At 58.7% G+C, this 12,971-nt stretch carries 9 protein-coding genes and 1 riboswitch; of the genes, 2 read left to right on the forward strand and 7 right to left on the reverse strand.

The window, feature by feature from the left end; translation table 11 throughout:
- The first annotated feature begins 22 nt into the window (after nt 1–22).
- A complete protein-coding gene (locus tag GGD63_RS28455) occupies nt 23–349 on the forward strand; it encodes a hypothetical protein (RefSeq protein WP_183246786.1) in 327 nt (108 codons plus the stop codon).
- Between the two features lie 896 nt (nt 350–1,245).
- On the opposite strand, the gene GGD63_RS28460 is transcribed toward GGD63_RS28455, so the two are convergent.
- The 3 genes from GGD63_RS28460 to GGD63_RS28470 form a co-directional block, all read right to left on the reverse strand.
- Nucleotides 1,246–1,983: a carbonic anhydrase gene (locus tag GGD63_RS28460; RefSeq protein WP_183246788.1), complete on the reverse strand. Its 738-nt coding sequence runs from the start codon at nt 1,981–1,983 to the stop codon at nt 1,246–1,248.
- Nucleotides 1,984–1,993: 10 nt separating this feature from the next.
- The gene (locus GGD63_RS28465) at nt 1,994–2,749 is read right to left on the reverse strand and encodes a thermonuclease family protein (RefSeq protein ID WP_246785695.1); all 756 of its coding nucleotides are present in this window, start codon (nt 2,747–2,749) and stop codon (nt 1,994–1,996) included.
- 1,440 nt (nt 2,750–4,189) lie between these two features.
- Nucleotides 4,190–4,972: a nodulate formation efficiency C protein gene (locus tag GGD63_RS28470; RefSeq protein ID WP_246785679.1), complete on the reverse strand. Its 783-nt coding sequence runs from the start codon at nt 4,970–4,972 to the stop codon at nt 4,190–4,192.
- A gap of 636 nt (nt 4,973–5,608) precedes the next feature.
- A riboswitch (cobalamin riboswitch) is annotated at nt 5,609–5,810 on the forward strand.
- A gap of 102 nt (nt 5,811–5,912) precedes the next feature.
- On the opposite strand from GGD63_RS28470, the gene metE reads away from it, so the two are divergent.
- A complete protein-coding gene (gene metE / locus GGD63_RS28475; protein ID WP_183246792.1) occupies nt 5,913–8,258 on the forward strand; it encodes a 5-methyltetrahydropteroyltriglutamate--homocysteine S-methyltransferase in 2,346 nt (781 codons plus the stop codon).
- A 793-nt stretch (nt 8,259–9,051) separates the two neighbouring features.
- Here the strand turns inward: metE and GGD63_RS28480 are convergent.
- The 4 genes from GGD63_RS28480 to GGD63_RS28495 all read right to left on the reverse strand — a co-directional run bounded on the left by GGD63_RS28480 (nt 9,052) and on the right by GGD63_RS28495 (nt 11,910).
- The gene (locus tag GGD63_RS28480) at nt 9,052–9,651 is read right to left on the reverse strand and encodes a hemerythrin domain-containing protein (RefSeq protein ID WP_183246794.1); all 600 of its coding nucleotides are present in this window, start codon (nt 9,649–9,651) and stop codon (nt 9,052–9,054) included.
- Nucleotides 9,652–10,579: 928 nt separating this feature from the next.
- Nucleotides 10,580–11,185, reverse strand: coding sequence for a response regulator FixJ (gene fixJ, locus GGD63_RS28485; RefSeq protein ID WP_183246796.1), 606 nt, complete (start codon nt 11,183–11,185; stop codon nt 10,580–10,582).
- Entirely contained in the window at nt 11,182–11,487 is a 306-nt protein-coding gene (locus GGD63_RS28490) for an ATP-binding protein (protein ID WP_246785680.1), read from the reverse strand. Before GGD63_RS28490 ends, fixJ begins: the two co-directional genes overlap by 4 nt.
- Nucleotides 11,488–11,658: 171 nt before the next feature.
- Nucleotides 11,659–11,910 (reverse strand): hypothetical protein, encoded by a 252-nt coding sequence (locus GGD63_RS28495; protein WP_246785681.1) that lies wholly within the window; start codon nt 11,908–11,910, stop codon nt 11,659–11,661.
- Nucleotides 11,911–12,971: the final 1,061 nt, after the last annotated feature.

Raw genomic sequence — 12,971 nt, forward strand, 5'->3', positions numbered from 1 at the left:
CATTGATTTGGATTGCGCGCGCATGGCGAAGCCGGACGGATTGAAACCCAGTCGGAAGGGATCGTCGAAACTGTCGCAGTTGATTTGGACTGTGATTGCGATTGCAGCGGTTGCCCCCAAAAGGCTGGCTCAAAGAAAGGTCTTGAGGGCTGGGAAGGCTGACCGAGATATCGCTGTCGATGCTGTCTTTGAGGCTGAAACGGCAAAGCAGCCGATATGCGGCGGCGAGATCGATCCGCCTCTGCTGCACTATGTCTCCGACGGTTGTGGGCAGCGCTCGTTTTGTCATGTCGTCTCCAACGGACGATTTGTCACAGTTGGTGCCGGGCCGGCTCGAAGCACGTTGTGAATTCCTGACTTGGCGACCGCGAGGTCGCCCAAGCCTGCGGCTCGTTTACATGTCCCCAGCAATCGATGTGCCATCAATCTTGGTCTGCCGGCCGTGTCTGAATCGAGCGAGACCCCGTGCCGCGCCAGCAGGATGCTCGCGCCTCCCGTGTCTGATCCCAGGCACAAGACGTCATCAACCGAACACGGCAGAAGGAGAACGACTGAAGTGGACCTCGACCGCGAACCAGTCGGGCTCGGCTTGCCTCCTACAGTTTCAGGCCCGCTCCGACCTCCGACAACCTTCTGTTGATGCTGATCCAAGGTACAGGCCCGAGACAGATGCAACGAGGCTGCTTTTGCTACACTGGCGGTCTTCCAAATGGCTGAGCAGGAGAGGCCGTCCGATGCCGACGCGAGTAGAACTTTTCTTTACATCGGTCGGCTGGGCAGTCGTCGTGGTTGTAATTCTGCACTACTTGATCTTCGGACCTGGCTGAGCCTGCTGATCATGAGCAGGGGCCATAGGTGGCTTCCCGGATCGCGGGTGAGAATCTGCCGGAATTTGGTCGCATGCTCCGAAGGCCGAGGAGCTCAGACCCTGCATGCCTCGCACCCGATCTGCCGCTTGAACCACCTCCGTCGGTCTAGCGCATCAACGTCCAGACATGAATACTGTTGCGCTGCGGTATGAGTGTCTCTTGGTGCTGGCCTCGCGTTGCCCACATGAGGACGTAGAATACGAGGAGAATTGAGAGGCCACGCATACCAAGGGTCTTCCCGAAGCTATGACAAATTGTGGAGCGGGTTGTATTCGGTGCATTTGATGGAGCCGATGCGCGAGCGAATTGCGCGGAACTCGACCGAAGCCCTGTATCAGGCGGCAAACGACTGTCCGGCAGCGCGAAGGTGCCAGCGTCAGCTCAGCAAATCGACCCTGCCGGTGTCGAGCCGATACAGACCCCCGACGACCTTCAGTCTGTTCTGCTCAACTGCCGCGTTCAGAATCGGCCCCGTCGATTTGAGTTTGTTGACATTGTCGATTACATTTTGTCGGGTTGCTTCAGCGGACGTGTCACCGGTTTGCTGGCGAGATACTTCTACCGCTGGCGCAAGCGCAGCGACGAGGGATGAAATGTGCCCCGGCGGCGGCTTATTGTCGTGGAGCGACTTGATCGTGGCGTCTATCGCACCGCAATGATCGTGGCCAAGTACCAGGATCAGCGGCGTGTTCAGCACGGCGACCGCATATTCCATACTGGCGAGCGTGTCATCGTTGGCGAAGTTGCCGGCGAGGCGGCAGACAAACAGATCACCAAGTCCGCTGCCGAAGACAAGTTCAGGCGCCACGCGAGAATCGGCGCAGCTCAGAACCGCGGCATATGGATTTTGCCCATCCACCAAAACCGGGCGTTCGCGCTTGAAATCGTCGCGTCGTGATACGCCCTGGACATAGCGATCGTTCCCTTCCATCAGCCGCTGCAGGGCAGCCTCCGGCGAGATCAGGTTATTTGGCTTGGGCGGCGCTTCTGCTTCCTTCGCATCGACAATGTTGTCGCCAAGCCGTATGCAGACCGACGAAATAGCGAACAGCAACAGCGAGCGGCGCGAAGGCGCGATCTTGGTCAGATAGGTCGGAGAATGGCCTGCCTTCATGCATCTCACCTCATCGCGCGGCTTTACGCCACCCGGTGGCTTCGGCTTCCGCTTCGCTGCAGAGCCAGCGTTCACCGGGCTTCTTCGTCATGTCGAGTTGTTCGTAACTGAGTTGCCCGGGCACATGATAAATGCGCTCGCCGTTGCGGTCTACGGTGCCTTTTATCAGACACTCGGACGAGGGCGGGCCCGATAGCAGCGCGGATCCGAGCAGGAGTTCCTGAGCGTCGATCGGAACCGAGCTCGCGCCGATGATGATCGTCCCCTTGTTGCGGCGACGCCAGTCCCAGGGCGCGATGAACGCCCCCGACCACAGCCCCGCATAGGCTTTGCTCGCCACAACCTCATAGATAACGTAGGTATGGGTAGAAGGATCCGACGATAGTGCCCAGCCGGAGCGTACCATCCAGGCGCTCACGTCCTCGCCTTCTATGAAGCAACTGCCGCCTGACCTGCCGTATTCATCACCTCCTGTGGTATGACAATCCCACGTTCGTCCGTTTGAATGCTTGATCAGCTCGTCGCGAGCAGCTATGCCGCAAGCCCATTTCCGACCGTGGGCGTCGAGGCAAATCTGGTCAGTTTCAGGAGCTTCGATGCCTGAGAGCCGAAGCTTGGATTGCTCGATCTCGATCGTATTACCGTCGAGGATGCGCGCAGGGCCGCTGAGCTTCGCCGCGCAGACCGGAGATGTGATGACAGCGAACAATGCGACCATCATTACGCGGTGTTTCATCCCCACAATAACCTCCCGCTCTTGATCCATGTTCACGCACGATCCGGCGCCGCCACATTCGACTGTTTAAACACTATGTACGTTATTCGGCCGGCATCTTTCGACGTTTGCTCTATGAAGGCGTGGCCGTCATTTCCAAGCTACGACCTGACGCCGCGTGAGGTTCAAGCGATTTCTTCCGGTGTGCGTGTCGCGGCATCCTTCGAGGCTCGCCGGTCTCTCTCTCTCGGCGCGCACTGCACCCTCTCGACCTGAGGAGGAGATCCCCATCGCTCAGCCGCGAACTCGTTATGCGGGAGAAAGCCGAGCCCTCTTTCGGAGAGTCAGCCGGGATGATCGTTGATGCCAATTGCATTGAGGGCTTTTCGCACGTCTGCGCTGGACCGGATTGTCATGACCAGGCGGCGCGACTAGCGGGCGCTCTCTCGTAGTGTGCTTCACCGCGATCACATGCGGAGAGTTATCCAGCAAGCCCGGCGTGAGGCGTGCGTTTTGCGCCAGGGAAATTTGGAGCGGCAACCTCCGCGGCTTCGTCGTATACGCACCGGGCGAGGGGTAAGCCGCCCCCGTGTTCGGACGATCGCGAGTGCCATCCTGTGCGAAGCCTCAATCCACAACATGGTTGCCCCCGTCGCGGCACACGGGCAGCTAGCTCTGGTGCGGTTTAGCCGACTCAAGCTACAAATCATTCTCAATGACCTCACTACACAATGGGAATGAAATGGCTGCCCCCCGGGAATTGCCGGTCTCTTCTTACGCGCTATGGCCGACTCAGAGCCGAATTCGCAACCAGAGACGGCGCCAGGGCAGGCTGAGCAGAACTAAAGCAGCGTTTTCCCACGCTTCAAATCCGGATCTATGACGTGCAGACGAATGCGCGCGAGGAAATCTAGCACCGACCCAGTTCGGTCCTCGATGCCTCGCGCACGGCGCCGGGTTCCTCGCCGGGGTCACTCGCAGGTGCCCAGGGGGCGTGCCGGCCCGCTAACGCTGCCCCATTACGGTCTTAACGCGTTTCGTCGCAGCACTCGATCTCGCGTGCCGCCTCGGCGTCGGCACGCTCACGCTCTTGCGGGTGCCAGTCAGTCGCGCGATGCGCGGCGCGCACGCCGGATCGGGCTTGGGCCCGAGGCATCTCCAGGCCCGGTCCCTTGAAGACTGAGCATGGAGAGCTGGTTCCCTCGCGGATTGGTGTCCTCCCACTGCCTCGGGTGCCCCGGAGGCCAAATCTCGCCAACTGGCACGCGCTGCTGAACTCGACTACTCGCAGAAGGAGTCGGAGGTAATCGTGCTGCCCGATTTTTTCCTGACGGGCTGAAAGCTGCGGGAAAAATCTCGAGACTGTTGAGGGCGCAAACACCGACATTTTAGAGCTGATATGTCTTGCAGTTGCTCAGAGGCGTTCGGCGGTAAAAGGAGCTACGGCGCGATCTTGCTCTGCGCGACCATTTTACCGAGGCTTTCGTCCCCTTACTCTTCCCGATCCTTTGGCTCTATGCGAGCGAACCACGAGCCAGGAGGAAAGGCCGCGATACGCTTGGCAAAGGAGGATTGCGGCTTCCAATCTTGCCCTTCGCTCTTCTCGAAAGCGATGACCCCGTTGTGTGTAAAAAAACGGGGTCCTGCGATATCGCAGTTCACTAAAAGTAAAACGCGCCACAGATCACCTTTCTCGGTCGGTTTGTCATTCTGCTTCGGCAAGTAGTCCACTCCAACAGGTTCAACGATAGTGCAGCGGCCCTGCCGCAGAAGATCGCCGAGCCGGCCTTGCGTGGTCGTCACAAAGTTGAAGTTGCTCGGATCATGCAGAAAGCGAAGATTTGCGTCCCTTTCGCCATCCTTGACTTCACTGGCGATCAACGAGAGCGCCAGGGCGCGCCAGCCCAATTCCATCGGCTTTGCATAGGTCGACGCAAGTTGAAACGTTCCGTCGTGCGCGATCTTCCAGGTGATAACGTTCTGTTCGCCTGATGTATCCTCCCGGTGCCTGGTCCACGAAACGAACACATGGTCATCTTGATCAAGTTCAGCGACGCCCCACATTCGAGGGACAAACTGTGCCACCTTCGAGACGTTGGAGATAATTTGTTCTATTGTCTCGCCGTCTTGCGCTCGCCACGTTGACTTGAATCTTTCGATAAGGGGGCTCTCGTTGGCGCGAACACTGTTGCTCGTCGGAGCCAGCCCGGCCAGGCAGATCAGGCATTGACCAAGACAAAACCATAACGCGCGTCTTCCAGAGAGTTTTCTCATAACTGTCGGCCTATCTGGTTTCATCCACACGTCATTCTAAGGCGGGCAACCTTCAACCAGTTATGCGCGAGCGCAAGAAGTTAGCGGCGACGCGACGGGGAGACCGATGGTGTCCCGTGCGAGCAGGCGCTCCCCTCTATGTCACGCGCCGCTAACTTCGCTGCCGGCGACAGCCTCAATTTGCTGTGCTGGACATGCCCAGCAGGAGAAGACTGGGTATGCCGAAGCCTTGCATCCTTCGTGCCAGGTAATGGACTGCAATTCACACCGCTTTTGTGTTCTCTTTGTCGACTTTCCGACTGGCCGATGTCTCGATGTTTCCGTTCAGCGCTATCCAGCGCGGCTTATGCATCCTCGTCACGGGACCGTTTGGTTCGGTATCGTTGTCATCGGAAGCCGGGACTCGCAACAGATGCGTTCGGCTCGAGGCAGCAGTCCCGACTGCGCAAGCCGCATTTGTTCCTGCCACCGATCTGCCATGCGGCCCGCGGGCAGCTGCGATGGTCATTCCGATATGGCCGATTGAGAGCGCCTCTACATCATCTGAACGATAGAGATGCATGGTCATTCGCGTCGCAGATGTCGCAGCTCAGCTTGAGACATAATCTGAGAGGTTGACGGAAGACTTCTCTTGCCGATATTCCAAGCCGTCGAGGTTCTCCGGTTTCCATTTGCCGGAGCTAAGAGGGAAGCCGGTGACAATGCCGGCGCTGCCCCCGCAACTGTGAGCGGCAAGCCGCTGTCCAACGATGTCACTGAAGCCTGCGCGGCTTCGGGAAGGCCGGACAGAAGCGATGACCCGCGAGCCAGGAGACCTGCCCCGACAATATATTCGTCCACGGGCGGGGTGTCCCGGTGGTGCGCCAAGCAGCCGTCGCACCGCGCGACTTCCCCTGCCTGCGTCCGCCATGGCCTTTGCCCCCAACATGGGGTTAACGCTATGTCTCTTCTCTCCCTTCCGGTTGCTACGCTCGGAACCCCACGCATCGGTCCAAGGCGCGAGCTCAAGCTCGCTCTAGAAAGCTACTGGGCCGGAAAAAGCAGCGAACAGCAGTTGCTCGAGGACGCAGCTGGCCTGCGTGCCGCGAACTGGGCTCGACAGAAATCTATCGGCGTCACAGTCATTCCATCGAACGATTTCTCGCTGTATGATCAGGTGCTCGACACAAGTGTCATGGTTGGCGCTATCCCGGAGATCTACGCCTCGAAAGCCGAATCCGTTTCGCTCAAGACGTACTTCGCCATGGCCCGAGGATCACAATGCGACGATCGGGATGCGAATTGCGGTCACGGACCGCGCGGATTTGGCGCACCCGCGCAGGAGATGACCAAGTGGTTCGACACCAACTACCACTACATGGTCCCGGAGTTTCACAGGGGACAGACTTTCAGGCTATGCTCTCGCAAGCCGATCGAGGAGTATGAGGAAGCCAAGGCCCTTGGCTTTCAAACCCGCCCTGTCCTGATCGGGCCGGTCACATTCCTAAAGCTCGGCAAGAGTCCCAATCCTGCGTTCCAGCCACTTTCACTACTGGATGAACTGATACCGGCCTATATCGAGGTTCTGCAGGAATTGGCCAAACGTGGGGCAAATTGGGTTCAGTTCGACGAGCCCTGCCTGGTTCTTGATCTGGATGAGAGGGCGCGGCAATCTTTGCGACATGCCTATGATCGGCTCGCCAAGGAGGTGCCGGCCATCAAGATCTTGGTTGCCAGCTATTTCGGCGACCTCGGGGACAATCTGAACACCGCGTTGAGCCTGCCAGTTGCCGGACTACACCTCGACCTAGTTCGAGCGCCACAGTTGTTGGACCAGATCATCGCTGGCGGCCGAAGTGATCTCGTCATATCGCTCGGTGTCGTCGACGGCCGGAATGTATGGCGGTCGAATTTGTCGTTGCTGCGCCAGCGGCTCGAACCCGCGATTGCGAAGCTCGGCAAGGACCGTGTACAGATTGCCCCATCCTGCTCGCTCCTTCATGTGCCGGTCGATGTTGAACTCGAAACCAGGCTCGCTTCCGACGTCAAGAGCTGGCTTGCTTTCGCGGTCCAGAAGATGCGGGAGCTTGCGATCCTGGCGCGGGCACTCGCAGGCGACCAGAATGTTGCGCCAGCTCTTGCCGAGTCGGAATGTGCCGCGACTGTTCGCCGGAATTCGCCGAAAATCCGTGATGCCAATGTCGCTGTCCGGATGAAAGCGATCGATCAGACCATGCGTCGGCGCGCGAGCCCATTTGCCCGTCGTGCCGAGATCCAAAGCAATCGTTTCGGACTACCGGCTTTTCCTACCACGACCATCGGATCGTTTCCGCAGACCACAGAGGTCCGGAATGCCCGTGCGGCGCATGCGCGAGGCGCGATAAGTGACGAGCAATACGACAGGTTCCTCAAGGAGGAGACTGCGCGCGCCGTACGTTGGCAGGAGGACATCGGTCTCGACGTCCTCGTGCACGGCGAGTTCGAGCGCAATGACATGGTGCAGTACTTCGGCGAGCACCTCGCCGGCTTCGCATTTACCAGGAACGGATGGGTGCAGTCGTACGGCTCGCGCTGCGTCAGGCCACCAATCCTGTTTGGCGATGTAGTGCGGCCGAAGCCTATCACCGTGGACTGGTGGCGCTACGCGCAATCACTAACGAGGAGGCCGATGAAGGCTATGTTGACCGGACCGGTGACGATCTTGAACTGGTCCTTTGTTCGCGATGATATTCCCAGAAGCGAGGTCTGCCGCCAGATTGCGCTCGCGATCCGAGACGAAGTCCGCGATCTCGAGAATGCTGGTGCGACAATGATCCAGATCGACGAAGCCGCACTGCGCGAAGGAATGCCGTTGCGTCGATCGGAGTGGACGGCCTATCTCGACTGGGCCGTGGATTGCTTCAGCATCTGCTCATCGGGCGTCGCCGATGAAACGCAAATTCATACACATATGTGCTACTCGGAGTTCAACGACATCATCGGTGCGATCGCTGCAATGGACGCCGATGTCATCTCGATCGAGACGTCGCGCTCGAAAATGGAACTACTCGACGCGTTCAGGAACTACGAATATCCAAATCAGATCGGGCCGGGCGTGTACGACATCCACTCCCCACGCGTTCCCGAGGCGGGCGAAATGAAGGAACTGATGGCGTTGGCTCGGACCCGGCTTCAGGATTCGCAGCTCTGGGTCAATCCGGACTGCGGCCTGAAGACGCGCAAATGGGAGGAAGTGCGGCCGGCGCTAGCGAACATGGTCGCTGCCGCCCGCCAACTGCGCGCTGCATTCGATCCGCGAGGCGGTTGATCCGGGCTTGGGTCTCTTCTCGACAAAGCGGATCCTCTTGCGGTTATTTGCGCTGGCGATGATCGATGGAGCCTTGGGAATACAAAAAAAGCCCGGCCCTGCTTAGCGGGCCGGGCGAAAGTCTGGGAGGAGCGACGCTGACGCATCGCGCGGACTTCCATCGGCGGAGAGAGGACAACCGCCGGTTCGATCACGGCAAGGACATTCGCCGAAAATCTGAGCTCAGTTGAAGCACAAGCTCAGAATAGCTCAATTATGCCGTGGTATGCGACCGTTAGCCTGAGGTTTATAAAGTTACACCAAGGTTCGTCGCTCAAGAGCACGTCGGCAACGATTACGACGGAGACGAGGGACGGTGATGCCGGGCGGTCACCGCGGGGCACGAGCCGCAAACTCGGTGCGTTTTCCTGCCTGGAAACCTTATGCTCGATCAGCGCGACGATACGAAAAACCCGGCTCAAGGATCTTGCAAGCGTAGACAATGCATGAGCGGTTGCTATTGATTTGAACCCTGCTTAAGGCAGTCCTTGGTCGACCGGTTCCACCCGATACTCGGGTTTCGTCTTGGGCCTCTGTTTGAGAGTCTATGAACGTGCCGGAACCAGGGCTCAGGAAGGCTCGGCCATGCCGTTGGCACCGGAAGCGATCATCGTGCGCAGAAAGCCATTTTGGCGGTGCGGCAGCCTACATGCCCGCGAACCCCCCCATTTTCATTTCGACAGGATGAGCATGAGGTCTAATTCCTGCTGTAAGACGGCGCCGATCAATACGGCCCCTACGTCTCGGCGCCGTGTCACGGGTTGCCGGCCTTGGCGGACGAAAACGCGGCCGAGCTCCGTTCGGCCTCAGCTTCTTGCTCCAATTGCAGAATATGCGCTCTTAGCGCATCGGAAGTGGCTGCCGCTGTCTCGCTGAACAGGGGATCTCCATCATCGATGACGGCGGAAGCGATTTCGGTCCATTCCTGTGCCGAGAAAGCCTTCAGTGCGGCCGGAAAGAAATCTCGTTCTTCCCACATCATGTGGCGCCGCTCGCGTACTATAAAGTCGCCTATGATATCGCCGACGTCTTGCCGAAAGAGTTCACGATCCGCGAGGATGGCGTCAATAGCTCGCGCGAAGTGGTGCAAACGGTCGACCACTTCCTGGTGTTCAAGCGCGAGATCGCCGACGATTGCAGCTGCATCCGGATCGCGAGCCTTGAGCTTGGAAAAAATCAAGTCTTCCTGTGGATGATGGTACAGCTCGGGGTAAACCTCGAAATAGCTGATAATCGCGCGAATGACCTCATAATCGGGACGGATCCCTCTCTCAAAAATCTCCAATTCGCGTTGAAGAGCGGCCAGAAGCAGATCAATGTTGCGATGCTCTCGAAGCAAAAGGTCGATGATCATTCCGGTGCTCCTGGAGGCACAATGTAGGCCGGAAGCGTTTCTGCCACTTGCAAGATCGCCCAAGCCGAATTCGGTGTCCTTCGCTACGCCGCGATTTTTTGCGCTGTTCGACGCAAAAACGCGGCGCGCTTTGAATTTGAGCTGGCGTAAATCAACTTAGCCGAAGTGTTGAGGTTGCCCGCGCAAGACGCTGGTCGGATAACGGCTGGTCTCGGTAAATTTGGTGGGCTGGGCGTGCATGGCGGACCCTATCTTGCGGACATCGATGGGACGCAGATTGGCTGCTCCTGACGAACTCTAAAATTTGGATGTTTTCCCTAGGTAGAAGTCCCTAAGTATTTACCCGTAAGTGCCATGAGCAGGGCGTCTTGAATGGGGGCGCCGTGGTCCCTTGTTTGCTCAAACATGTCAAAACCGGATTGGAAAGCTGCATGCTGGCTTCCTCGGCCGCGTCCATGGAAGCAGTCGGAAGCGCACTGCCGCACCCGTGAAGAGCTCCAGCCAGCCGAAAAGTTGTCGTCCACCGCCACTTTCGGCTTGCCGCAGGAAGTCTTGTTCGGGCGCCTTGGCTCTGATCCCCGTCAGCATCGGTCGGCCGCGGAGGTGACCAGGCAGATATTGACGGCATCCCGATCGATGTACGCTGACCGACGTGGTCGACGCGCTCGATGATCATGCGATACGCTGTCGTAGCCCCCGTTCTCCGGGGTGAAAGACCTGCTGTCCATCGGAGCACAAATGTGGGCCGACGTAATTGATCTGCTTCATGTGCCGTCGTGATTCAAGAAACCAGCAGCGTGTGTTGCATCGGTAGCCGTCATCGAAAACATGACCCGCTCGGTGCGGTGCGCCTGAAAACCGTCCGTCCGTCGTCTGGACTGCGCAGCTTGAATGCATGAATAAGCCATTCGCGCCAATTGCGCTGGTGCTAGAGTCCCGCGGTAATGGCGATCCGCATCAACTCGGACATGCTGCGGACATTGGTCTTGGCCATGAGGTTTGCACGGTAAACCTCGACTGTCCTGGGACTGATGCCGAGATCATGGGCGATCACCTTGTTAATCTTTCCGGCTAATAGTCCCTGCAGGACGTCACGCTCGCGCGACGAGAGGCCCGCGAGGCGGGCTTCCGCCTGGAGTTTTGCTGCGTCATCGGCTGGTTTTGTTGGCCGCGCTTCCAAAGCACTATTGATCGCACGCAATAGCACCTCCTCCACGAACGGCTTCTCGAGGAAGTCGACCGCACCCGCTTTCATCGCTTCGACTGCGAGCGATACGTCGCTATGACCAGTTATTAAGACGACGGGGCAGTTGACGCGATTGGCCTTCACTTTACCGACTAGCTCGAGACCGCTCATACCCGGCATGCGGATGTCCGACACAATGCAATCAACTGGACCGCTCGCGACGTCATTAAGAAACGCGCTCGCCGTCTCATAGGTTGCTACGTAGAAACCGTTAACATCAAGAAGAAACGCGAGCGAGTCCCGCATTGCGGCGTCATCGTCGATCACAAGAATGCGCCGCCCAATCATGCTGTCTCTTCGCTAAGCTCCACAAAGGGCGCGGTGAACTGAAGGATCGCGCCACCCGGATTTTCTTGCGCGACGATATGGCCGCCATGTGACTCGATGATAGTCCGGCAGATTGATAGCCCCACACCCATGCCATGCCTTTTAGTCGTGACAAAGGGCTGGAACAGTCGGTCGGCGACATCAGCGCTGATGCCGGGGTCCTTATGAGCAACTGTAAACCTGTCGACAGCAACTTCGCCGCGCGGGCAGGAAGCCATGGCCTCGATTGCATTGCGTATGAGGTCCAGCGCGACCTTCTGCATCTGGATCTTGTCGACGACAGCACGAGAGGCAGCGCGGCGGCTGCCGCGGCAGTGCCATAGCCTTACCAGATGTGGTCCGACATGCTTCCTGGTAGACCCTCTCATTCGATCGACTCTACATTGTTTCCCACGAGGGCCACCGTAGAAGAACGCGCCTCAGCTCACACCAATCTATTGTGAAAGACGGCCGCCGCCATCTGGCCATATGCGCCAGTGCGTCGGCTGCACGGCTACGTGTTCTCCGGACTTGGCCTTGATCCAGCCGCCGAAGGCCCGGCGGCAAGGAAAGACCACCCGGTGAATGGCATTCCCCTCGATCACGGCAATCTCCAGATCCTGATCAAAGGGCGGCCCCGTTTCGACCCGCTCCCAGGTCAGGTCGCCAGTAGATCTTGGACGGTGTTCATCGCTGCTGGCTGACAAATTCAGGCAACCTTCTGAACTACACAGGAGATGGCTTCGCCGCCGCGCGAGCAGGCTCAGCCCAATATTGCCCAGGCGGCGTGGTCCCGATTGCGCCAGCCGCGGCCGGGGTTTTATCGGCCGTGGCGCCGTTGAACCTATCGTGCCGGGACATGATCGGCTCGCCACCCGAAATATTAGGATTGGCGCTGCGAAACAACTCCGGGGCCTCGGTCGAATCGATCTGGATCAGCTCAGGTCCTCGGCGCTTGGTATTAACCGCTGTTCTGCAGAAGTTGAACTGGACTGCCGCTCCCGCGATCTGGCCGGCGGCGGGACGAATGTCCCCGTGGTCTATCATGTTGAACATCCTTCGTTGGTGGGAAATCTCTTTGTCCCACGGCGTCAACGTGGGGCATTGGGTTTTGATGACGTCAGCCGCGCTCTTGTGAGCGGGGCGGCATCCCCGAGAACCCGAAGACGCCGGAACTCGCTTGACACGATTCGGATGAGCCTAGCAGCGCTCGGCGCCGATCTCGGCGCCGATCATCGCGCCCGTCCGTGGGTCGATGAAGTGGGCGCCTTCGCACGCGGCGCAGGTTATTGCGTGTAGGTCATCGGCACGCGGCTCGGGGACGTCCGGCAGCAGTCCTTGAACTCGGTCGCCGGTATCTGGACATGAAAAGATGATGGGGCGCCAAGTCTTTCTTTCTGCCATGTGTGTGACCTTGGACGGGAGCTCACTTCTATCAGTAGGCAGTCGCCGCAGTATTTGATACAGGTCAAAAAGAGCTGCTGCGCATCCAGAATGGCCGAGCTCGAGCGGCTGCTGCGAGCCCCACACGCCCGCGTTGGCTGGCGACATGTCCCAAGTCGGGCGATCCGCGAGGGCCTCGCGTTGGTCCGCAACACGCCGGTGTGTGGCGGGGTTGATTTGAGGCGCACCGCTCGCGAATGGGCCACGACGGCATTTGTCCTCAATGTTGCGATAGCCGGCAAGCGGATGGTCAATTGATCGCTCGCCTCGCAATATCGGTGGCCTTGCCGGGCAGATCCCAGCCAAAGGCTTTGGCGCTGAAGTC

The organism is Bradyrhizobium sp. cir1 (assembly GCF_014198245.1).
Taxonomy (GTDB): Bacteria; Pseudomonadota; Alphaproteobacteria; order Rhizobiales; family Xanthobacteraceae; genus Bradyrhizobium.